This window comes from Nonomuraea sp. SBT364 (assembly GCF_001083785.1).
GTDB lineage: Bacteria > Actinomycetota > Actinomycetes > Streptosporangiales > Streptosporangiaceae > Nonomuraea.
This window is the reverse complement of record NZ_LAVL01000064.1, coordinates 24,411-45,435: the sequence shown is the minus strand read 5'-3', so window position 1 is coordinate 45,435 and position 21,025 is coordinate 24,411. Positions and strand designations below refer to the sequence as shown.

20 protein-coding genes are annotated in these 21,025 nt (G+C 72.3%); 10 read left to right on the top strand and 10 right to left on the bottom strand.

Going from position 1 to position 21,025, the window contains the following annotated elements:
- A partial coding sequence (locus tag ADY59_RS51630; protein ID WP_049566743.1) for a hypothetical protein occupies positions 1-699 on the top strand: 699 nt, incomplete at its 5' end.
- Here the strand turns inward: ADY59_RS51630 and pseI are convergent.
- Together pseI and pseH are read right to left on the bottom strand one after the other, a co-directional pair.
- Complete coding sequence (gene pseI / locus ADY59_RS25840) at positions 680-1,723, bottom strand: pseudaminic acid synthase (protein ID WP_049566728.1); 1,044 nt, start codon at positions 1,721-1,723, stop codon at positions 680-682. The two genes, ADY59_RS51630 and pseI, sit on opposite strands and share 20 nt — an antisense overlap.
- Positions 1,720-2,220, bottom strand: a complete 501-nt coding sequence (gene pseH, locus ADY59_RS25835) for a UDP-4-amino-4,6-dideoxy-N-acetyl-beta-L-altrosamine N-acetyltransferase (protein ID WP_049566726.1) — start codon at positions 2,218-2,220, stop codon at positions 1,720-1,722. The genes pseI and pseH overlap by 4 nt, the downstream gene beginning before the upstream one ends.
- A gap of 112 nt (positions 2,221-2,332) precedes the next feature.
- On the opposite strand from pseH, the gene ADY59_RS25830 reads away from it, so the two are divergent.
- From ADY59_RS25830 to ADY59_RS25820, 3 genes are read left to right on the top strand one after another with little or no spacing between them, the layout of a single operon-like run.
- On the top strand, positions 2,333-3,781 hold the full coding sequence (locus ADY59_RS25830; RefSeq protein WP_049566724.1) for a glycosyltransferase family 2 protein: 1,449 nt from the start codon (positions 2,333-2,335) through the stop codon (positions 3,779-3,781).
- Between the two features lie 48 nt (positions 3,782-3,829).
- Complete coding sequence (locus ADY59_RS25825) at positions 3,830-4,675, top strand: CDP-alcohol phosphatidyltransferase family protein (RefSeq protein ID WP_231618884.1); 846 nt, start codon at positions 3,830-3,832, stop codon at positions 4,673-4,675.
- 20 nt (positions 4,676-4,695) lie between these two features.
- Positions 4,696-5,745, top strand: coding sequence for a sulfotransferase family protein (locus tag ADY59_RS25820; RefSeq protein ID WP_049566720.1), 1,050 nt, complete (start codon positions 4,696-4,698; stop codon positions 5,743-5,745).
- A 4-nt stretch (positions 5,746-5,749) separates the two neighbouring features.
- Here the strand turns inward: ADY59_RS25820 and ADY59_RS25815 are convergent, their stop codons facing one another.
- The 8 genes from ADY59_RS25815 to ADY59_RS25780 all read right to left on the bottom strand — a co-directional run bounded on the left by ADY59_RS25815 (position 5,750) and on the right by ADY59_RS25780 (position 16,030).
- On the bottom strand, positions 5,750-6,814 hold the full coding sequence (locus ADY59_RS25815; RefSeq protein ID WP_049566719.1) for a glycosyltransferase: 1,065 nt from the start codon (positions 6,812-6,814) through the stop codon (positions 5,750-5,752).
- A complete protein-coding gene (locus ADY59_RS25810; RefSeq protein WP_049566716.1) occupies positions 6,811-9,444 on the bottom strand; it encodes a bifunctional glycosyltransferase/CDP-glycerol:glycerophosphate glycerophosphotransferase in 2,634 nt (877 codons plus the stop codon). The genes ADY59_RS25815 and ADY59_RS25810 overlap by 4 nt, the downstream gene beginning before the upstream one ends.
- Positions 9,445-9,531: 87 nt before the next feature.
- Complete coding sequence (locus ADY59_RS25805; protein WP_049566715.1) at positions 9,532-10,299, bottom strand: SRPBCC family protein; 768 nt, start codon at positions 10,297-10,299, stop codon at positions 9,532-9,534.
- Positions 10,300-10,381: 82 nt separating this feature from the next.
- Positions 10,382-11,236 (bottom strand): FAD binding domain-containing protein, encoded by an 855-nt coding sequence (locus ADY59_RS25800; RefSeq protein WP_049566712.1) that lies wholly within the window; start codon positions 11,234-11,236, stop codon positions 10,382-10,384.
- A complete protein-coding gene (locus tag ADY59_RS25795; RefSeq protein WP_049566709.1) occupies positions 11,233-13,560 on the bottom strand; it encodes a xanthine dehydrogenase family protein molybdopterin-binding subunit in 2,328 nt (775 codons plus the stop codon). Before ADY59_RS25795 ends, ADY59_RS25800 begins: the two co-directional genes overlap by 4 nt.
- Positions 13,557-14,039: a (2Fe-2S)-binding protein gene (locus ADY59_RS25790; protein ID WP_049566706.1), complete on the bottom strand. Its 483-nt coding sequence runs from the start codon at positions 14,037-14,039 to the stop codon at positions 13,557-13,559. Before ADY59_RS25790 ends, ADY59_RS25795 begins: the two co-directional genes overlap by 4 nt.
- 70 nt (positions 14,040-14,109) lie before the next feature.
- Entirely contained in the window at positions 14,110-14,313 is a 204-nt protein-coding gene (locus tag ADY59_RS25785; RefSeq protein WP_049566703.1) for a hypothetical protein, read from the bottom strand.
- Positions 14,303-16,030 carry a PspC domain-containing protein gene (locus ADY59_RS25780; RefSeq protein ID WP_197093850.1) on the bottom strand — a complete coding sequence of 576 codons (1,728 nt, stop codon included), beginning with the start codon at positions 16,028-16,030 and terminating at the stop codon, positions 14,303-14,305. Before ADY59_RS25780 ends, ADY59_RS25785 begins: the two co-directional genes overlap by 11 nt.
- Before the next feature lie 113 nt (positions 16,031-16,143).
- Between ADY59_RS25780 and ADY59_RS25775 the strand changes: the two genes are divergently transcribed.
- The 6 genes from ADY59_RS25775 to ADY59_RS25750 all read left to right on the top strand — a co-directional run bounded on the left by ADY59_RS25775 (position 16,144) and on the right by ADY59_RS25750 (position 21,016).
- Positions 16,144-17,355 carry an ATP-binding protein gene (locus tag ADY59_RS25775; protein ID WP_049566697.1) on the top strand — a complete coding sequence of 404 codons (1,212 nt, stop codon included), beginning with the start codon at positions 16,144-16,146 and terminating at the stop codon, positions 17,353-17,355.
- A complete protein-coding gene (locus ADY59_RS25770) occupies positions 17,352-17,984 on the top strand; it encodes a response regulator (protein ID WP_049566694.1) in 633 nt (210 codons plus the stop codon). Before ADY59_RS25775 ends, ADY59_RS25770 begins: the two co-directional genes overlap by 4 nt.
- A 9-nt stretch (positions 17,985-17,993) precedes the next feature.
- Complete coding sequence (locus ADY59_RS25765) at positions 17,994-18,518, top strand: NUDIX hydrolase (protein ID WP_049566691.1); 525 nt, start codon at positions 17,994-17,996, stop codon at positions 18,516-18,518.
- Positions 18,519-18,566: 48 nt separating this feature from the next.
- Complete coding sequence (locus ADY59_RS25760) at positions 18,567-20,030, top strand: glutamate--cysteine ligase (protein WP_049566689.1); 1,464 nt, start codon at positions 18,567-18,569, stop codon at positions 20,028-20,030.
- Positions 20,031-20,035: 5 nt separating this feature from the next.
- Complete coding sequence (locus tag ADY59_RS25755) at positions 20,036-20,683, top strand: neutral zinc metallopeptidase (protein WP_049566686.1); 648 nt, start codon at positions 20,036-20,038, stop codon at positions 20,681-20,683.
- A 66-nt stretch (positions 20,684-20,749) separates the two neighbouring features.
- Positions 20,750-21,016 carry a WhiB family transcriptional regulator gene (locus ADY59_RS25750; RefSeq protein WP_049566685.1) on the top strand — a complete coding sequence of 89 codons (267 nt, stop codon included), beginning with the start codon at positions 20,750-20,752 and terminating at the stop codon, positions 21,014-21,016.
- The last annotated feature ends 9 nt before the right edge of the window (positions 21,017-21,025 follow it).

Below are 21,025 nucleotides of genomic sequence, written 5' to 3'. Positions count from 1 at the left end.
GAGGGCACGGGGGCGGCGCGGCTGGGGGCGGGCGTGGCGGTGCTGGCGATCGTCGACGGCGACCCGCGCGGCCAGGAGGCCGACCTCTACCTCGACCAGAACCTGGGCGCCGAGCGTCACCCGTTCGACGGGGAGCGGCTGGCCGGGGCCGCTTACGTGCTGCTGCGCGACAGCGTCCGCCGCTGCCGCAGGCGGCCCGGCGACGGCGGGCCGCCCCGGGTGCTGTGCTTCTTCGGCGGGACCGACAGCGCCGGGGTGGCGCCGAAGTGGGCGCGGGCGCTCCTGGCCACCGGGGCGCCGTTCGAGGCGACGGTGGTCAGCCCGCGACCGTTCGAGGCCGAGGGGCCCGTCAGCGTCGTCCCGCCGACCGACCGGCTGCCGGAGCTCATGGCGCAGGCCGATCTCGTGGTCACCGCCGCCGGGTCGGCCGCCTGGGAGCTGCTCCACCTGGGCGTGCCCACGGCGCTGACCTGGGTGGCGGCCAACCAGCTCGTCGGCTACGAGGAGCTGGTGGCGGGCGGCCTGGCCGCCGGGCTGGGGCCGGAGCCCGGCGCGGCCGCCGTGGACACGCTGGCCCGCCTGCTCACCGACCCCGTGCTGCGCGAGGAGTACGGGGCCCGGGGCCGCGACCTGGTCGACGGCCGGGGCCGCGAGAGGGTCGCCGACGCGCTGCTGGGGCTCAGACCAGATCCCAGGTGAGCGGCGTGCCGAGCGGCGTGTCGCGGGTGAAGCGGCGGCCCATCACGTGGGGCGCGGCCGCCGGGGGCAGGCCGCCGGCGGGCCGGATGGAGCGCACGTTCTGCTCGGTCACCGGCTCGCCCGCCCGCACGTCGCGCACCACGTACAGGGACCTGCGGAAACGCAGGCCCTCGCGTTCGGAGGGGCGCGGCCCGATGGTGGCGGAGCCGAGCGATTGCCAGGCCCGCTCGCTCTCCACCACCAGCGCCGCCAGCTCGTGCGGCTCCAGCGAGAACGCGGCGTCGACGCCCCCGCCCACCCGGCTCAGCGCGACGTGCTTCTCGATCAGGCACGCCCCGAGCGCGACCGCAGCCAGCGCCGCGCCCAGCCCCGGCGTGTGGTCGGAGACGCCGACGACCGCCCCGGCGATCGCGGCGAGCAGCGGCAGCGCCCGCAGGTTGCTGTCGGCGGGGGAGGCCGGGTAGGAGGCCGTGCACGACAGCACCGCCAGCTGGTCGCACCCCGCCTCCCGGGCGGCCGCGACGGCGGCGTGGATCTCGCCGATGGACGCCATCCCGGTGGAGATGATCAGCGGCTTGCCGGTCGAGGCGGCCAGCCTGATCAGCGGCAGGTCCACGATCTCCGACGAGGCGATCTTGTATGCGGGCGCGTCGAGCTTCTCCAGCAGCTCGATCGCCGTGCGGTCGAACGGCGAGGAGAACGGGATCAGGCCCCGCTCACGCGCCCTGGCGAAGATCGGCTCGTGCCACTCCCAGGGCGTGTGGGCGCGTTCGTAGAGCCGGTATAGCCGCTCGCCGCCCCACAGCTCGTGCCCGGAGCCGATGCGGAACGCCGGGCCGTCGGCGTCGACGGTGATCGTGTCGGGCCGGTAGGTCTGCAGCTTGAGCGCGTGCGCGCCGCTGCGGGCCACCGCGTCGACGATCGACAGCGCGCGCTCCAGGCTGCCGTCGTGGTTGCCGGACATCTCGGCGATGACGAACGGCGGCTCGCCCGCTCCGACGGCCCGCTCGGCGATCCTGATCATGCGTGGTCCTCCCTGGTCAGCTCGATGGCGATGACGTCGCGGCGCAGCCCTTCGACCTCCAGGCCGTGGACGGCCACCTCGGCGAAGCCGAACCGCCGGTGCAGCCGCCTGACGGGCTCGTTGGAGGCCAGCACCTCGCCGCGCAGCCGGGTCAGGCCGAGCGGGCCGAAGGCGTGCGCGATGGCGGCCCGCTCCAGCCCGATCCAGGCGGCCAGCAGCGCGCCCGACCGCTCCAGCCCGTCGAGGTCGAGATAGAAGGCCCAGCTCGCGGTCCGCGTGCCGGCGTCGAGCCCCGAGTAGGACACCACCCCGGCGGCCTCGCCCTCGTGCTCGTAGACGAACACCCGCCTGGCCGGGTCGTCCCTGACCCGGGCCCACCAGCGGGCGTGCTCGGCCGGGCTGATCTCGTGCGTGGTGAAGCTGGACGCCCGGACCTTCGGATGGTTGCGCCAGCGGCGCAGCACGGGCAGTTCGTGCTCGTGGACGCTCCTCAGCATCCTTCCCCCTACACAACGTGCCGGATCACTTGCACAACGTAGCGTAAAGAGGCGACCAGGGGAGCGACAGCCGGGGCATGCTGCCCTCAGCCACCGAAAGGAGTGATCGGCAATGATCCCCCTGCTCAGCATCGTCGTCCCGATCCACGACGTGGAGCCGTACCTGGCGGAGTGCCTGGAGTCGCTGGCCGCCCAGACGCTGAAGGACTTCGAGGTCGTCTGCGTCGACGACGGCTCGCTCGACGGCAGCCGCCGGGTGGCCGAGGAGTTCGCCGGGCGTGACTCCCGTTTCGTCGTGCTGCGCCAGCCGCACCAGGGGCCGGGACCGGCCCGCAACCTCGGCGTGCGGCACGCCCGCGCCCCCTACCTGGCCTTCGCCGACGGTGACGACGTCGTCCCGCCGCGCGCGTACGAACTGCTGGTCTCCTCGCTCCGGGAGACCGGCTCCGACCTGGCGTGCGGCGCGGTGCTGCGGCTGGAGGACGGCGAACTGGCGCCGTCGACGATGCACGAGAAGGTCTTCCGGCGGCGGGTGCTGTGCACGCACGTCATGGACCGGCGCTCGCTGGCCCGGGACCGCACGGTCTGGAACAAGGTCTACCGGACGGCGTTCTGGCGCGAGCGCGGGCTGGAGTTCCCCGCCGGGATCTACGAGGACGTGCCCGTCGCCATCCGCGCGCACGTCCTGGCGGCCGGCGTGGACGTGCTCGACGACGTCGTCTACCACTGGCGCAGGCGCGACGCCGGTGAGGGCTCGATCACCCAGCGGCGCACCGAGCTGCCCAACCTGACCGAGCGCCTGGGCGCCATCCGCTCGGTGCGGGCCTTCCTGGACGAGACCGCGCCGGAGCTGAAGGCCACCTTCGACGACCTGGTGCTGGAGAAGGACATCGTCTTCCTCTTCCAGGCGCTGGAGGAGGCCGCCGACGGCGACTGCGGGCCGGCGCTGGAGGTGGCCGGGCAGTGGCTGGCGGAGCTGGGCCCCGAGGTGATCGCCGCCGCGCCGTCGCTGCGGCGGCTCGAACTCCACCTGGTCGAGCGCGGGCTGGTCAAGGAGTTGCGGCAGGTGCGCGAGTTCAGGCGGGCGGCGGCCGAGGGCACCCGGGTGGTGCCGCGCGGCTGGCGCAACACCGGCTGGTACGGCGACTACCCGTACTTCCGCGACCGCAAGCTGGCCATTCCCGACGAGGTGTACGACGCGCGGGAGGAGCTCAGGCTGGTGGCCAAGGTCGAGGAGTGCGGCTGGACCGGCAGGGAGTATCTGCTGCGCGGGCAGGTGGCGATCCACCGGGTGGAGTGCAAGCCGGGCCGGGTGAGCCTGGTGCTGAGCGATGGCCGGCGCAAGGTGCCGCTGACCGCCAAGCGCGTCGGCCCGCAGGGGCTGGTGGCCACGATCGACCCGCGCTCGCTGGAGGGCGGCGGCCCCACCTGGCGGCTCCAGGCGCGCACCGAGACACGCGGGCTGGTGCTCAAAGGGTGGTTCCGCGACGGCGAGAGCGGCCCCACCTGGCGGCTTTCGGTGGCGGAAGGGTCAAGAAGAGGCATGGACATCCCCCAGTAGTTCCAGAGAGTAGCCGGTCAAACACGGCTCGTCGTCATGCTGTAGTCCATGAGGACCTATTCGCTCGATGACGTCCACGAGACACGCAAGCGGAGAGACTCCTGGTGGACCGTGTACTTCGTGGACCCGGTCGCCTGCCGGGTCGCGCTCGTGGTCGCCAACCGCACCCGGATCACACCCAACGAACTGACCGTGATGTCGCTGGTCCTCGGCATGATGTCGGCCGCGTGCCTGGCGACGGACCGGCTGGTCGCCGGGGCGGTCCTGTTCTATCTGAGTTTCATGATCGATTGTGTCGACGGGAAGATCGCCAGGCTCAAGGGCACGGGGACGCCCTTCGGGCTCTGGCTCGACTACGTCGGCGACCGTGTCAGGGTGGTCTGCTGCGCCGCCGGACTGGCCTACGGGCAGTTCGCGCTCACGGGGGATGTGAGCTGGGTGGTGCTCGGCGCGGTGGTGGCCGTGCTCGACCTCTTCCGGTACGTCAACGCGCCGCAGATGAAGCGGGTCCGCGAGGTCATCAGGGAGGGGCGGGCCGAGACGGAGGCCGGGATCGAGGCCGGCACCGGGGCCGTGGCCGCGGTCGAGGTGCGGCCGGGGCTGGTGCCGGCGCCCAGGGGTGGGCGGACGGGCGGCAGGATGCCGTACTCGCTGCGGCGGCTCAACAGGTTCCTGGCCCGGCGCCGGGTGCGGTCGCACCTCATCAGCGGCATCGAGTTTCACGCCGCGGTGTTCGTGATCGCGCCCCTCATCGGGGCCGAGGCGCTGATCCCGGTCGCGGTGGCCGCCAGCGTCCTGCTTCTCGCCAACGAGATCTTCCTTGTCTACCGGATGTGGCTCTTCGCGCGCAGGCACCCCGTGCCCCAGGAGAGCCGAGAGCACGTTCTCGTCTAAATTTCGGGGGTTAGTACGAAATGTCAGACCGGCCAGTATTCGTGATCGGCTGCCCGCGTTCCGGCACCACGATGCTCCAGCTCATGCTCCACTCGCACCCGCGCCTCGCGGTGCCGCCGGAGACGCGCTTCGTCATGCCCGTCTACTACAAGCGGCGCGCGTTCGGCGACCTGCGGGACGCCGAGCGGCGGCGTGCGCTGGCCGAGTGGATCGCCGGCGACCGCAGCACCAAGTTCCGCGAGCTCAAGCTCGACCGGGACGCCTTCGTCCGGCAGGTCGTGGACGGCCCCGGGTCGCTCGGCTCGGTGATCGGCACCGCCTTCCGCATGTACGCCGAGCGGTTCGGCAAGGCGCGCTGGGGCGACAAGCGGCCCAGCTACGTCAAGCACACCGACCTGCTCCTGCGGCTCTTCCCGGACGCCCAGTTCATCCACCTGATCAGGGACGGCCGCGACTGCGTGGCCTCGCTGAAGGAGATGCCCTGGTACACGCTGGACTCCTTCCACGCGGTCTCCACCTGGGCCGAGGCCATCGACCACGGCGACAAGCTGCGCCGGACGCTGCCGGACGACAGCTACTTCGAGCTGCGGTACGAGGACCTCACCGACGACCCGGTGACCGAGCTGAAGAAGCTCTGCGCGTTCCTGGAGGAGGACTTCTCGCCGTCCATGGTGTCGCCGCGCGAGGCGGCCAGCGTGGCCGTGCCCCAGCACAAGGTGTGGCACAGCAACACGCACGGCGAGGTCACCAGGAGCAGGGTCGGGAGCTGGGCCAAGCGCCTGGACGGCTGGGAGATCGCGCTCTGCGAGCAGGTGCTCGGCGACCGGCTGGAGGCCAACGGCTACGAGCTGACCGGCGCCGCCCCGGCGGCCAAGGAGCACGTGTCGGCCTGCAACAAGACGATGCAGCGCCGCCGCAACAGCCGGATGCGCAAATCCATGCGCGACCGCTTCAACCGGCTGCGCGAGCCCAGCCCGGTGGCGGCCCTGCTGACCACCGGCCAGCTCGCCCTGGCCGGCGTTCCGCAGCAGCGCAGCGAGTCACCGGAACTGGCCGAGCGCACCGGCTGACCGCTCACCGCTGTACGTGGGCGAAGAGCGCTTCCCAGCGGTCGAGCACCGGGTCGAGGCGGAAGCCCTCGGCCCGTTGCCGGGCGGCGGCGCCCAGCCGCCGCCGTTCCGGCGCCGAGCCGATGAGCCGGCCCAGCTCGGCCGCGAAGGCGTCCACGTCAGCCGGCGGGACCAGCGCCGGGGCGACCGAGCGGACCCCGCCCGACACGTCGAACGCCACCGCCGGAACCCCATGCGCCGCCGACTCCAGCAGCACGATCGGCAGCCCCTCGTGCTCGCTGGTGACGGCCACCAGCGAGGCGTCCCGATACTCGGCCGGCATCCGCGCGGCGGGCACCCGCCCCCGGAACACCACCCGGTCGGCCACTCCCTCGCGGGCCGCGTGCGCCCGCAGCCGCTCCAGCTCCGCCCCGTCGCCGATCAGGTGCAGCTCCCACGCCGGCGGTGCGCCCGACCTGGCGAACGCGGTGATCAGCCGGTCGAACCGCTTGACCCCCTCCAGCCGCCCCACCCCCAGCACCCGGGGCGACTCCAGCGGCGACACCCTTCCGGGCCAGGCCGCCAGCGGGTTCGGCAGCGTCCACGTGTTGGGCAGCAGCGCGTTCTCGGAGAACAGCCACGCGTCGTCGTCGCTGAGGAACACCGCCTGGTCCAGCCGCGGATAGTGCCTCCTGATCGATCCCAGGTGCCAGCAGCCCCGGGCGTGCTCGTACGAGCCGTGATACTGGCCGATGGTGCGCAACGAGCCGGGCAGCACCCGTGACAGCCGGGTCACCACGCCGGGCGAGGTCAGCACGGCGAAGCCGGGGCGCATCGGGCCGAGCAGCTCGCGCAGCCGCCGGTCGGCGCGCACCCGGGCCAGCCGGCCCTGCGGACCCACCGGGCCCCGGCCGATCACGTGCTGCCGGTAGCGGGGGCGCTCGACGTACCGGAACGGCGCGGCGGCCCGGTGCAGCCCGACCACGTGCACCTCGTGCCCGCGCCCGGCCAGGCCCTGCGCCAGCGTGTGCGTCACCTGCTGGATGCCGCCGAGCGTGTCGGCGTCCAGGCAGGCGAACACCACGTTCACCGGGCACCCGCCGTGAAGAAGTCCGCCACGATGCGGGCGGCCGCGTCGCCGCGCTCGTCGGCGCACCACAGCTCCCGGAACGCGGCGTAGCGCCCGGCGTGGGCGGCGTGCACGGCGGGCAGGTCGCGCAGCGCCTCGACGAGCTGCTCGGTCGTCGTCACGCACGGCCCGGGGGCGATCGACGGCAGGTCGTGGTAGACGCCGCGCTCCGACAGCCGGTAGTCGTCCCAGTCGTCGATGAAGAACAGCATCGGCTTGCCGGTCAGCGCGTAGTCGCACATCACCGACGAGTAGTCCGTGAGCAGTGCGTCCGAGGCCGCCATCAGGTCGTTGATCTCCGGGTACGACCCGGCCGGGCGGACGAAGTGCCGCAGCCGCTCCGGCGGTCTGTAACGTTCCACCGGATGGGTGCGCAGGATCAGCACCCACTCGTCCGCCAGCTCCGCGGCCAGGTGCTCCAGGTCGACGCGGATCGAGCGGCCGCTGCCCTTGGCCCGGTCGCGGTAGGTGGGCGCGTACAGCAGCACCTTCTTGCCCGGCGGGATCTCCAGCCGCTCGCGCACCCCGTCCGCGGCCGTCCCGCGCACCAGCGCGTCGCAGCGCGGCGTGCCGCAGCGGTAGACGTGACCCGTGTAGCCGTTGGACGGCAGGAAGCAGCGCGAGAACTCGGCGCTCGGCGACACCAGCGCGTCCCAGCGGGCGACCGCCCGGCGCCACTGGGCACGCGGCCCGTCGAAGTCGCCGCGCAGGTCCGGCGCGTCGAAGCCGATCGACTTGATGCCCTGGCCGTGCCACGTCTGCAGGTAGCGGGTGCCGCGCGGCTTGGGGTAGTCCAGCGGGAAGCCGTGGCTGTCGACCCAGTAGCCGGCCCTGGCCATCGTCCACACGTAGGCCCAGCTCCCGCGCCGGACCAGCCGGACGCCGCGCGGGAAGTTGCCGCGTCCCCTGGCCACCGACCACACCGCCTCGATCGGCAGGCCGCTGCGGCGCAGCTCCTCGTAGATGGCGCGCGGGCTGCCCGTGTAGCCCTTGCCGACGTCGGCCTCGAACAGCGCCAGGTTCCTGCGCGGCGGCAGCACCTTGATCAGCGCCTTGTAGACGCGCAGCTTCAGCGCCGGCGTGCTCAGCCGCTTCAGCAGCCTGCGCTTCACCCGCCGCAGCAGCGACCTGCGGGCGGAGACGGCCCGGACACAGAGGTACGCCGCGTACCCCTCGGGAGCGACCGTGCCGCCCGGCAGCTCGATCGGCTTCGTCGAGGGGTCGACCAGCAGCCGGTCGGTGGTGGTGTGGCCGTCGGAGAGCCGGGTGAAGCCGATGCGCGGTTCGCAGCGGCCGCGCGGGGTGAAGGCGACCTCGGTCACGTACGCGCACTCGCCCGACGGCTGCGGCCTGATGGGCACCTTCTCGCCGCCGATCCGCAGGAACGCCTTCCACTCCATCGGCAGCACGCCGAACGGGTCGTAGGTGTGCACGGTCATCCGCACCCGGTCGCCGTCCTGGCCGATCTCGGTCACCTCGTGCCGCAGCCGGGTGGCCGAGTACGGCAGCTCGGCCAGGCGCAGGTCCGTGATGTCCATGCCGGGCGCGACCGTCGTGCCCCAGTACGTCCGGCCGCCGGCCTGCACGGCGGCACGCGGGGCGGCCCCGGGGCCGGTCAGCGACTGGGCGGCGATGCGCAGGTCGTCGATCCGGTCGTCGAGGATGAGCCGGCAGCAGACCCGGTCCATCGGCCCGACCCGGTCGAACACCTCGGGCGCGATCTCCTCCAGGTACGGCCGGACGATCGCGGCGAACTCCTTCACCCACACCCGGTCCATCGTGGGCAGCGGGTTCAGGTAGACGCGCAGGTCCTGCCGCAGGAAGCGGTACTGGCGAGCCGGCACCAGGTCGTCCATGCCGTGGTCGCGCAGGATGTCGTCGCTCAGCCGGGCCGCGACGACCCGGTGGCGCACGTTGTCCATGTCCTTGATGCTGAGCGAGATCGAGGTGCCGCCGCGCGCCCGGTGCCAGTGGTAGACCACCCACGGGACGACGGCGAAGCGGCGCGCGAGCGCGTACAGCTCGGTGGCGAACACGTGGTCCTCGTAGTGGATGTCCTCCGGGAAGCGCAGCAGGCCGTCCCGCAGGAAGCGCACGTCGTAGAGCTTGTTCGTGCTGAAGGAGTCCAGGAACAGCTCGGGTTCCTCGCGGATGCCCTCGACGACCCGCCGCCTGGCGAACAGCGTCGGATAGTACGGCTTGAGCCGGCCGCTCGACTCGTACAGCCGGGAGATCTGGCCGGAGACGAAGTCGGCCCCGGTCCGTTCGATCTCGGCCAGCAGGCTCTTGCACGCGTGCGGGGGCAGCTCGTCGTCGCTGTCGAGGAACATCACGTACGGCGCGGCGGCGGCGTCCAGGCCGTCGTTCCTGGGGGCGCCGCAGCCGCCGCTGTTGACCTCGCGGCGCAGGTAGCGGACGCGGGGGTCGGCCTCCATCAGCTCGGCGGCCACCCGGGGCGTGCCGTCGGTGCTGGCGTCGTCGGCGATGATCACTTCCAGGTCGCGCAACGACTGCCGCAGCACGGAACGCACCGCCCTGGGCAGACGGGCCGCGTCGTTGTAGGTGATCACGACAACGGTGCAGTCCGGCATGCCATCCCCCCGAGTGTGACGACGTGGGGGTAGGCATGCCCGCAGGAAAGTGGATGTGTCTGGACTTGATGGTGTTTTTGCCGAAAATCACCGCGTAAGGCGACGAATCACCCAGGCGATGAGGGCCAGTGCCGCCAGCGCGCCCAGGATCGGCGCGACCCTCTTGAGCAGCGGCGCCCCGGCGATCTCCAGCAGGTCGAGCGCCTCCTCCTCCGCGCTCAGCGCCGTCCGGGCCGTCCCCGCCGGCCGGGCCCCGGCCTCCCCGGGCACTCCCGTCTCCTCGGGCACTCCCGTCTTCTCGGGCACTCCCGTCTTCTCGGGCACGGCTGTCAGGTGCCGTTCGCCGGCGCCCGCGTCCGCGTCAGGCGTGATCTCGACGACGGTCGTGGGCGCGTCCGGGACGGAGGGCTCGATGAGGAGGTCGGCCAGGTTGGCGGCGAACCGGTCGATGAGCTTGCCGCCGACCTCCGCCATCACGCCGCGCCCGAACTGCGCCGGCCGCCCCGTGACGTTGAACGACGTCTCCACGGCGACCGTCGTCGAGCCGTCGCCGGGCGTCAGCCGCGCCTTGACCGTCGCGGCCGCCGTGCCGGAGCCGCGCGCCTCCTTGCCGGCCGCCTGGATGGTCAGCGTGTGCGCGTCCTTGTCCACGTCTTCGAACCTGGCGGTGCCGCGATAGGTGACGGTGATCGGCCCGACCTTGACTTTCATCCTGCCCGTGAACTCTTCGCCCTCGAAGATGTCCAGGGTCGCCCCCGGCAGGCAGGGCGCGACCCGCTCGACGTCGAGCAGCACCGCCCAAGCCTGCTCGACGGGGACCGGGACAGTGAACTCGTGCTCGAACCGCATCGCCATCGATCCGCTCCTTCCCGATGGTTGCGAGCGTACGTCCCGTGGGGGCGCCCCGGAAGAGGCGCGCACCCACGGGACGGCGGGCTCAGGGAGCCCCGGCGGCCGTGCGCACGGCGCGATGCGTCAGCACTCTGGCCAGGTGCCGCCGGTAGTCCGGCTGGGCGTGCAGGTCGGCGGGCGGCGCGGTGCCGGTCGCCGCCTCCCCGCAGGCCTGCCGTACCTGGTCGCCGAGCTCGGTGCCCTGCAGCGCGGTCTCGGCCGCGCGAGCCCGCAGGGGCGTCGGGGCCATGTTGGCCAGCCCGATCCTGGCCTCCTGGATCGCGCCGTTGGAGCGGCGCACGGCGACGGCCACGCCGACGATCGGCCACGCCTGCGCGGTGCGGTGGAACTTCTCGTAGTGGAAGCCCCAGCCGTCACCGAGCTTGGGGATCTTCACCCCGGTCAGGATCTCGCCCGGCCGCAGCGCCGACTCCAGGTAGTCGACGAAGAACCGGGCGGCCGGGATCTCCCGCTCGCCCTCCGCCGACCGCGCGACGAACACGCCGTCCAGCGCCAGCACCACGGCCGGCAGGTCGCCCGCCGGGTCCGCGTGCGCCAGCGAGCCGCCGAACGTGCCGCGATGCCGTACCGCCGGGTCGGCCACCGTGGCGGCGGCGAGCGCCACGAGCGGGCAGCCCTGGCGGACCGCGGCCGAGCGCATGACCTCGTCGTGCGTGGCCAGCGCGCCGATGAACACGTGGTCGTCGCGGTCGTGCACGCCGGCCAGCTCCGGCAGGCGCGCCACGTCGACCAGCTTGGACGGGTACGCCAGCCGCAGCCGCAGCAGCGGAAGCAGCGACTGCCCGCCGGCCAGGACCTTGACGTCCTCGTCGGAGGCCAGTTCCCGGAAGGCGTGCGCGAGCGAGTCGGGGCGGACGTAGTCGAACTGGGCCGGGATCATGACCGCGCTCCTTCCAGGGCGCGCCAGACGCGTTCGGGCGTGCACGGCATCGCGACGTCGTGGATGCCGTGCGGGCGCAGCGCGTCCACGACGGCGTTGACCACGGCCGGGGTCGAGGCGATGCAGCCCGCCTCGCCCACCCCCTTGGCGCCCAGCGGATTGCCGGTCGCCGGGGTCTCGGTCCTGTCGGTGACGAAGTCCGGCAGGTCGGCGGCCGACGGCAGCAGGTAGTCGGCCAGCGTGCTGGTCAGCAGGTTGCCCTCCGTGTCGTACACCGCCTCCTCGAACAGCGCCTGCCCGATGCCCTGGGCGATGCCGCCGTGCACCTGGCCCTCGACGATGAGCGGGTTCACCACCTTGCCGACGTCGTCCACGGCCACGTACGAGCGGATGCGCACCATGCCCGTCTCGGTGTCCACCTCGGCCGCGCACAGGTGGGTGCCGTGCGGGAAGGAGTAGTTGTCCGGGTCGTAGGTGGCCTCGGAGTCCAGCCTGGCCTCCACGCCGTCGGGCAGGTCGTGCGCGGTGAACGCGGCGAACGCCAGCTCCTGGATCGTCGCGCGCGCGTCGGTGCCGCGCACCTTGAACGCGCCGTCGGCGAACTCCAGGTCGTCCGGCGCGCACTCCAGCACGTGCGCGGCCAGCTTGCGGGCCTTCTCCCTGACCTTCTCGCACGCCTGCAGCACCGCCACGCCGCCGATGACCAGCGAACGCGAGCCGTAGGTGTCCATGCCCTTGTGCGCGATGGCCGTGTCACCGTGGATGACCGTGATGTCGTCGAACGGCACGCCCAGCGCGTCGGCCGCGATCTGGCTCCACGCCGTCACGTGGCCCTGGCCGTGCGGCGACGTGCCGGTGATCACCTCCACCTTGCCGGTGGGCAGCATGCGCACCGCGCCGTGCTCCCAGCCGCCCGCCGCGTACCGCGCCTCCTTCAGCAGCCGCGACGGGGCCAGCCCGCACATCTCGGTGTACGTGCTGACGCCGATGCCGAGCTGCACCGGGTCCCCCCGGTCACGCCGGTCGGCCTGTTCGGCCCGCAGCTTGTCGTAGCCGAACAGCGCCATCGCCTTGTCGGTGGCCGCCTCGTAGTTGCCGGAGTCGTAGGTCAGGCCGGAGATCGTCGTGTACGGGAACTCCTCGTGCCTGATCCAGTTGCGCCGCCGCACCTCCAGCGGGTCGGCCTTCAGCTCGGCGGCCAGCTCGTCCATGATCCGCTCGATGCCGAACGTCGCCTCCGGGCGTCCCGCGCCCCGGTAGGCGTCCGTGGGCATCTTCGTGGTGAACACCCCCGTGCAGCCGAACTCGTACGCGTCCATCTTGTAGATCGCGTTGAACATGGACGCGCCCAGCAGCGGGACGCCGGGCGTGAGCAGCATCAGGTACGCGCCCATGTCGGCGAGCAGTTCCACGCGCAGGCCGCGCACCCGGCCGTCGGCGTCGGCCGCGAGCTTGACGCGCTGCACCTGGCCGCGCCCGTGGTGCACGGTCAGGTTGCCCTCGGAGCGGGACTCGTTCCACTTGACCGGCCTGCCGAGCCTGCGGGTGAGCAGCAGGCAGAGCACCTCCTCGGCGGTGACCTGCAGCTTCGAGCCGAACCCGCCGCCCACGTCCGGGGCGACGACGCGGATCTTGTGCTCCGGGATGCCGGTGGTCAGCGCCAGCATCACCCGCAGCACGTGCGGGATCTGGGTGGACGTCCAGATCGTGTACGCGTCGCCGTCGGTGCTCGCCACCACCGCCCTCGGCTCCATGGCCGCGGGGATGAGCCGCTGCTGGTGGTACGTGCGCTCGATGACGATCGGGGCGTCGCGGAAGGCCGCGTCGATGTCGCCCGAGGTGACCTTCATCGTGTACGCCTGGTTGCCCGCCTCGTGCACCTTCGGGCTGTCCTGCGCCAGCGCCTCCTCCAGGTCGAGCACGGCCGGCAGCGGCTCGTAGTCGACCTCGATCGCCTCCAGCGCGTCGGCCGCCAGATAGCGGTCGGTGGCGACCACGCAGGCCACCGCCTCGCCCGCGTAGCGGACCGCCGACACGGCCATCGGCGGGTGGTCCGGGATCACGATGTCCTCGGTGACCGGCCACGCGCACGGCAGGCTGCCCTGCTCGGCGGCCAGATCCTGGCCGCTGAACGCCGCCACCACCCCGGTCATGCCGCGCGCCCCGGACACGTCGACCCTGGTGATCCTCGCGTGCGCCATCGGGCTGCGCAGGAACGCGACGTGCAGCATCCCCGGCTGCCGCAGGTTGTCGGTCCACTGGGTGCGCCCCGTCAGCAGCCGGGCGTCCTCCTTGCGCCTCCTGGCCTTGCCCACCTCGGTCATGACGTCCTCACCGCCTGCCCCATCTCCTGGGCCCCCCGCTTGACCGCGCGGACGATGTTGCAGTAGCCGGTGCACCGGCACAGGTTGCCCTCCAGGCCCTCCCGGATGGCCTCCTCGGACGGCTCGGGCGTGTCCCTGAGCAGGTCGATCGCGGCCATGACCATGCCCGGCGTGCAGTAGCCGCACTGCAGCGCGTGTTCCTCGTGGAAGGCCCGCTGCATCGGGTGCATCGACCCGTTCGCGCCCAGGCCCTCGATGGTGACGACGTCGCAGCCGTCGGCCTGCACGGCCAGCACCGAGCAGCTCTTGGCGCTCTTGCCGTCGAGCATCACGGTGCAGGCGCCGCAGTTGCTGGTGTCGCAGCCGACCGGCGTGCCGGTCCTGCCCAGCCGTTCTCGGAGCAGATGGACGAGCAGGAGCCGCGGCTCGACGTCCTCTTGGTACGTGATCCCGTCGACGGTGACGGTGATTCGGGGCATACGTCCTCCCTCGGAGCAGGGGGAAAGGCGGACAACGCCAACGTACGCCCGGGTTTGTCCCGGTCAAGGGTTACTTGCCGCGGACCACCCTCGCCACGATCGCCACGAGTCCCGCGAAGGCCAGCCCCACCACCATCACCGGCAGCAGGACCAGCGGATCCGTGATCGAGCCCGTCAGGATCAGGATGCCCAGCACGACGAACAGGGACCCGCTCAGCAACGCCATCCAGTCGGTCCTGTGGAGCCTGCGCGGCCTGTCGAGGTCACGCCGCACGCCGCACCTCCAGGTCGCCCACGCCGCCCTTCAGGTTCAGCACGATCGTCGACACCTTGCCCTCCGGTGCCACCTCGGGCTCCAGCACCTTGTCGAACTGGACGTCCACGCCGCCGCGCAGCGACTGATCCACCTTGATGTCACCGATCCTGTTGGTCGCGTACACCTCGACCCTGGCCGTCGGCGGCACGATCACCGCCAGCTCGCCCACCGAGATCGACGCGTCGAACGTCACCTTCGCACCCGGTTCGAGCCGCAGCTCCGACAGGTCCAGCGTGCCGTCGCCCACGCCCGCGTCGTACACCCGCCCGGACTCGGCCGGGTTCGTCACATGCCATAGGGATTCGCCTACCTTGGCCGGTAGGCCGCCGAACATCAGTCCCACCCCGATCAGCAGCGTCACCATGGTGCCCGCCGCCACCAGCCCGGCCCCCCGGCCCCACCAGGCCGCGATCAGCAGCCCGGCGCCGATGGTCACCAGCACCGCGCCCGCGACCAGCGTGGGCTGCACTCCCGAGGGTGATGCGGCCTGCACCGCCACGAGGATCCCTCCAATGATCGTTGCCAGCGCCATGGTGATGGCGCCGATGTACGACTTCGGCCGCCGCTCCCGCGGCACCGGCCGGCCGTACAGTGCCGGGTCGTACGGCGAGTAGCCGGCGCGCCGGGCCGGGTCCAGCGGCTGGTAGTCGCCGTACGGCTCCCGCGATCCGTAGGAGCCGTACGCGCCGTACGGGCCGCTCGGCTCCCGCGACCCGTACGGGCCGTGCGGCGCGAACGGCTCCCCGTGCGCGTGCGCCGCCGTCCGCCGCGTGCTGTCCCCGCCGGGGCGCGCGGTGCCGCCCTCCTGCAGGGGCTCCGCCGCCTCCCGGGGCTGCTCGGCCCTCGGGGGCGCCTCCGCCGCCGGCACCGCGTAGGCCGCCGTACTCGCGAACGGCCTGTCGTCCTCCAGCAGCCGCCGCGCCTCCGGATCCCGCCGCGCCCGCCGCTCCTCCGTCCCGCCGTCCCCCTCCTGGGAGGCCGCCCGGGCACCGGCGCGCTCGGCTTCCGCCTCCTCGGCGGACGCCCCCGCGGCCTGCGTGGTCTCGGGCGTGCGCTCCTGCCCCTCTGCGGGCGTCTGCCCCTCTTGGGGGGAGGCCGCCTGGTCGGCGGACGCCCCTGCGGGGTGTACGGCCTGCGCGGGCGGCTGCTCGGCTTCTGACGGGGGCTGGGGGAAGGCCGGGACGTCCTGGGACGGGGATTCGTCGAGGCCGCCAGGTTGGGGGCGGCGGTTGAGGCGTTCGGGCATCGAGCGGACCAGCGCCAGCAGGTCGACCCCGCCGGCGTGCGCCGCCAGCAGCGCGATGGCCAGGAAGAGGGCGACCACCAGGGTGCCGGCGCCGAGCCAGACGGTCGTCAGGTTGAGGACGAGCCCGAGGGCCAGCACGGCGGTCAGCAACGCCAGCACCGTGTCGGCGTCGAAGTCGCGGTGGGTCCACTGCTCGATGATGCCCGGCTTCCCGTTCGGCTCCTTCATCAGCAGGAACGCCGCGATGTACAGGAAGAACCCGATTCCCGACCCGACCATCAGCAACGCGAACCCGACACGGAACACCACCGGGTCGACGCCGGTGTGCCGCCCCAGGCCGGCGCAGACTCCCATGAGGAATCGTCCCTCACTGCTGCGGCGCAGCGTGGCGGGGGGAGCGGCCGGTTCCCTGGACGGTGCTTCTGTCATGGCACCATCGTCGCCCACGTGGGCCGGTGGTCGCATCGGGGAGACCCCTGAGCCGACCCGGGGGTTGTTCCCTGATGCCCGCGATGCCCGCGACGTGTGAACATGGCGATGTTATGGCTGACCAGAAGACTCTCGCAGAGCCGGGCGCCGCCGCGCCGTACCGCAGGATGACACGCGCCATGGAGGGCCGTCTCGTCAGCGGTGTCGCCCAGGGGCTCGCCACGCAGCTCAAGCTCGATCCCGTCGTGATCCGGCTGATGTTCGTGCTGCTCAGCGTCGTGGAGGGGGTCGGGGTGGTCGCGTACGCGGTGCTCTGGATGCTCACGCCGCAGCAGCCGAACGAGGGCCGTCCGGTGCCGGCCCGCGACTGGAGCCAGCTGGCCGCGTTCTCCGCGATCGGCGTGGCGTTGCTGGCGTTCGGCTGGCTGACGGGCGCCTCGCAGGGCGGGATCGGCATGCTGCCGTTCGCGGTGGGCGGCATCGGCACGATCATCCTGTGGCAGCAGGCCGACCCGGAACGCCGCAAGCACTGGGTGAGCGGGGCCACCAAGAGCATCAGGAAGAACCGGGTGCGCACGCTGCTCGGCGTGCTGCTGGTGGTCGTCGGCGCGATCGGGTTCCTGGCTGTGGAGGGGCAGTTCCAGGAGGCCAGGCCGGGGTTGATGTTCACGGCCGTGGTGGTCGGCGGGCTGGCCGTCATCGCCGCCCCATGGCTGGCCGGTCTGTGGAAGGAGCTCCAGCTCGAACGGCGCGAGCGCATCCGGCAGGAGGAACGCGCCGAGGTCGCGGCCATGGTGCACGACTCGGTGCTGCACACGCTCACGCTCATCCAGCGCGTCTCGCACGACCCGCGCGAGGTCACCCGCCTGGCCCGCGCCCAGGAACGCGACCTGCGCAACTGGCTCTACCAGCCCGCCCAGGACGCCGACGCCACGCTGGCCGCCGCCGTACGCCGGATCGCCGCCGAGGAGGAGGACGCGCACGGCGTGCCCATCGAGGTCGTCTGCGTGGGCGACATCGACCTCGACGCGCAGGGCAAGCTCGGCGCCACGCTCAAGGCCGCCAGGCAAGCCATGGTCAACGCCGCCAAATACTCTGAGAGTCCGTCTATTTCCGTCTATGCGGAGGTGGAGGGTGAAGAGACGACGATTTTCGTGAAGGATCGCGGTAAGGGGTTCGACCTCGACGCGGTGCCGCTGGACAGGATGGGCATCAGGGAGTCCATCATCGGCAGAATGGAACGCCATGGCGGCACGGCTCGCGTACGGACCGAGCCGGGTGAGGGCACGGAAGTGATGTTGACCATGAAGGTGGAAAAACAATGACGCGCGTGCTGATCGTCGACGACCATCGGCTGTTCCGCTCCGGTGTGCGGGCCGAGCTGGGCGACTCGATCGAGGTCGTGGGCGAGGCCGAGGACGTCGACACGGCCGTGAAGGCGATCGCCGACCTGCAGCCCGACGTGGTGCTCCTGGACGTGCACATGCCCGGCGGAGGCGGCCAGGAGGTGCTGCGCCGGGTGCTCGGCTCCGGGTCGCAGGTGCGCTTCCTCGCCCTGTCGGTCTCCGACGCGGCCGAGGACGTCATCGGCGTCATCCGGGGCGGCGCCCGCGGCTACGTCACCAAGAACATCAGCGGCAAGGAGCTCACCGACGCGATCAGGCGGGTCGCCGACGGCGACGCGGTCTTCTCCCCGCGCCTGGCGGGCTTCGTCCTGGACGCGTTCGCCTCCTCCGAGGCGCCTTCCATCGACCCCGAGCTCGATTCGCTCACCCAGCGCGAGCGCGAGGTGCTCAGGCTCATCGCCCGCGGCTACGCGTACAAGGAGATCGCCAAGGAGCTGTTCATCTCCGTCAAGACGGTCGAGACGCACGTGTCGTCGGTGCTGCGCAAGCTGCAGCTCTCCAACCGTCACGAGCTGTCGCGCTGGGCGACGGCCCGCCGCCTGGTGTGATGCCGACCCATGCGCTGGAAGGTCCATTCGGAAGAGCCGCTCTACGCCGATCGCTGGATTGACGTCCGTGTCGCCGACGTGGAGCTGCCGGACGGCAGGCATCTCGATCACCGGCTGATCCGCACGGCGCCCGGGGCCGGTGCGGTCGTCATCGACGGCCGCGGCCGGGTCCTGCTGATCTGGCGGCATCGCTTCATCACCGACACGTGGGGCTGGGAGGTCCCGATCGGCAAGGTGGAGGCGGGCGAGGAGCCCGTCGCCGCCGCCGCGCGGGAGGTCGAGGAGGAGACCGGCTGGCGGCCCGGTCCGCTCCGCCCGCTGCTCTACATCCAGCCGACCAGCGGCATCTCCGACTCCGAGCACCACATCTTCCTGGCCGACAGCGCGCGGCGGATCGGTCCGCCCACCGAGCCGTGGGAGGCCGAGCGCGTGGAGTGGGTCCCGCTGTCCGACATCCGGCGGATGATCGACAAGCGCGACATCGTCAGCGGGACGAGCATGAGCGCCCTGCTGTACGCCCTTACCGAGGTGTAGGCGCGGCCGGCCTGGCTTTGCCGGGCGGGCCGTGCGACATTTCGTGGTATGGGCAGGGACGTGCCGGTAGTGGTGTTCAGCCGGGAGGATCGGCGGAGATACCGGGAGAAGGTGCGCCGATGCCTCGACGTGTTCGCGCAGATGCTGCGCGAATCCCGGTTCGAGGACGACCGGCCGCTGGCCGGGCTGGAGATCGAGCTCAACATCGTGGACGCCGACGGCGAGGCGGCCATGCGCAACGCCGAGGTGCTCGCGGCGATCGAGCGGCCCGACTGGGCGACCGAGCTGGGCCAGTTCAACGTCGAGATCAACATCGAGCCGCAGGAGCTGGGCGGCGACGGGGCGCGCCGGCTGGAGGACGACGTGCGGGCCCGGCTGAACCACGCCGAGGAGCGGGCCAGGTCACGGGGCGGCCACCTGGTGCTGATCGGGATCCTGCCGACGCTGCGCGAGCAGGACATCGGCGAGGGCACGCTGTCGGCCAACCCTCGCTACCGGCTGCTCAACGAGCAGATCTTCGCCGCCCGGGGAGAGGACCTGCACCTGTGCATCGAGGGCGCCGAGCGGCTGGACACCCACGCCGACAGCCTCGCGCCCGAGGCCGCCTGCACGAGCGTGCAACTGCACCTGCAGGTGAGCCCGGGGGAGTTCGCCGCGCACTGGAACGCGGCCCAGGCCATCGCGGGCCCGCAGGTGGCGGTGGCGGCGAACGCGCCGTACCTGTTCGGCAGGGAGCTGCACCAGGAGACCAGGATCACGCTGTTCGAGCAGGCCACCGACACCCGGCCGGACGAGCTGAAGGCGCAGGGCGTGCGGCCGCGCGTGTGGTTCGGGGAGCGGTGGATCACCAGCGTGTTCGACCTGTTCGAGGAGAACGTCCGCTACTACCCGGCGCTGCTGCCGCTGTGCGAGGAGGAGGATCCGCGCGCTGAACTGGCGGCGGGGCGCATCCCGGCGCTGCACGAGCTGACCCTGCACAACGGCACGGTCTACCGGTGGAACCGGCCGGTGTACGCGGTGGTGGACGGCCTGCCGCACCTGCGGGTGGAGAACCGGGTGCTGCCCGCCGGCCCGACGGTGCTCGACATCGCGGCCAACGCCGCCTTCTACTACGGCCTGATGCGCGTCCTGCCGCACGCCGAGCGCCCCATCTGGAGCCAGATGTCGTTCGCCGCCGCCGAGGAGAACCTGACCGCCGCCGCCCGGCACGGCCTGGACGCCCGCCTGTACTGGCCCGGCATGGGCGAGGTGCCGGCGGCCGAGCTGATCCTGCGCCGCCTGCTGCCGATGGCCCGCGACGGCCTGGCCCGGTGGGGCGTGGACGAGGCGGTGGCCGCCAGGCTGCTGGACGTCATCGAGGGCCGCTGCCTGACGGGCCGCACGGGCGCGACGTGGCAGGTGGAGAAGGTCCGGGCGCTCGGCGGCGACCGGCACGAGGCGCTGCGGCGGATGACGCTCGAATACATCATGCGCATGCACACGAATGATCCGGTGCACACCTGGGCAGTCTGAGGCTCGTGACGTCCTCCCGCCGGCTCTGGCCCCTGGCGCTCATCGCCGTGCTGCTCACCGCCTGTGGCGTCCTCGACGTGCCGTCCAGGGACACGCGCGGCGCCGACTCCTTCGCCGACGACGTGCGCGGCGCCAGGACGCTGACCGAGGAGTTCTGGAAGCAGCAGTTCGCCGCCGCGGGCCGCACCTACAGGCCGGTGACCGGCTTCGTCCCCTATTCGGGCGGCGGCGGCCCGAGCTGCGGGGGTGAGCCGGCGGTGCCCGACAACGCCTTCTACTGCCCGCTCGGCCACTTCATCGCCTTCGACCAGGACTGGATGGCGGCCCTGTGGAGCGAGATGGGCGACGGCTCGGTCTACCTGATCATCCCGCACGAGTTCGGCCACGCCGTGCAGGCCCAGCTCCAGACCCGCTTCCAGCTCAACATCGAGGCCGAGCTGCAGGCCGACTGCTACGCGGGCGGCACGCTCAAGGCGCTGGTCGAATCCGGCGCGCTGACGGCGGAGCCGGGGGACGAGGACGAGCTGCTGCTGAACCTGGCAGCCGCCGGCGACCCGACCGACGACTGGCTCAACCCGGCCGCCCACGGCACCGCCGAACAGCGCCAGCGCTCCTTCGCCACGGGCTACACGCAAGGCGTCGGGGCCTGCTGAGGTTGTACACGCGTGTCAACCCAGAGGATGATGCGGCTGATCATGTGCACGTCATAGCGTTGGCGCATGCCATTGGAGGAGATCGGCTGGCTGCGCAAGGGCGCCTGCAAGTCCAGCGACCCTGAGCTGTTCTTCCCGCTCGCGCCCTCGCCCGTCCAGGAGTCCCGGGCCAAGGCCGTCTGCGCGTCCTGCCAGGTGCTGGCCGAGTGCCGCTCCTACGCGTTGCGGGCCGGCGAGGCCGACGGCATCTGGGGCGGCCTGACCCCGGACGAGCGCCGCCGCACCCGATTTCCCGCGGGCTGGCGCGACTCCGCCGCCTCCCGGGCCACGTAGCCTCGAAGG

Coding starts and splice junctions, on each gene's coding strand:
- pseI (WP_049566728.1), bottom strand. CDS start 1,723: ATGATCAGGATCGCCGAGCGGGCCGTCGGAGCGGGCGAGCCGCCGTTC.
- pseH (WP_049566726.1), bottom strand. CDS start 2,220: ATGCTGAGGAGCGTCCACGAGCACGAACTGCCCGTGCTGCGCCGCTGG.
- ADY59_RS25830 (WP_049566724.1), top strand. CDS start 2,333: ATGATCCCCCTGCTCAGCATCGTCGTCCCGATCCACGACGTGGAGCCG.
- ADY59_RS25825 (WP_231618884.1), top strand. CDS start 3,830: ATGAGGACCTATTCGCTCGATGACGTCCACGAGACACGCAAGCGGAGA.
- ADY59_RS25820 (WP_049566720.1), top strand. CDS start 4,696: ATGTCAGACCGGCCAGTATTCGTGATCGGCTGCCCGCGTTCCGGCACC.
- ADY59_RS25810 (WP_049566716.1), bottom strand. CDS start 9,444: ATGCCGGACTGCACCGTTGTCGTGATCACCTACAACGACGCGGCCCGT.
- ADY59_RS25805 (WP_049566715.1), bottom strand. CDS start 10,299: ATGGCGATGCGGTTCGAGCACGAGTTCACTGTCCCGGTCCCCGTCGAG.
- ADY59_RS25800 (WP_049566712.1), bottom strand. CDS start 11,236: ATGATCCCGGCCCAGTTCGACTACGTCCGCCCCGACTCGCTCGCGCAC.
- ADY59_RS25795 (WP_049566709.1), bottom strand. CDS start 13,560: ATGACCGAGGTGGGCAAGGCCAGGAGGCGCAAGGAGGACGCCCGGCTG.
- ADY59_RS25790 (WP_049566706.1), bottom strand. CDS start 14,039: ATGCCCCGAATCACCGTCACCGTCGACGGGATCACGTACCAAGAGGAC.
- ADY59_RS25780 (WP_197093850.1), bottom strand. CDS start 16,030: ATGACAGAAGCACCGTCCAGGGAACCGGCCGCTCCCCCCGCCACGCTG.
- ADY59_RS25775 (WP_049566697.1), top strand. CDS start 16,144: ATGGCTGACCAGAAGACTCTCGCAGAGCCGGGCGCCGCCGCGCCGTAC.
- ADY59_RS25770 (WP_049566694.1), top strand. CDS start 17,352: ATGACGCGCGTGCTGATCGTCGACGACCATCGGCTGTTCCGCTCCGGT.
- ADY59_RS25765 (WP_049566691.1), top strand. CDS start 17,994: ATGCGCTGGAAGGTCCATTCGGAAGAGCCGCTCTACGCCGATCGCTGG.
- ADY59_RS25760 (WP_049566689.1), top strand. CDS start 18,567: ATGGGCAGGGACGTGCCGGTAGTGGTGTTCAGCCGGGAGGATCGGCGG.
- ADY59_RS25750 (WP_049566685.1), top strand. CDS start 20,750: ATGCCATTGGAGGAGATCGGCTGGCTGCGCAAGGGCGCCTGCAAGTCC.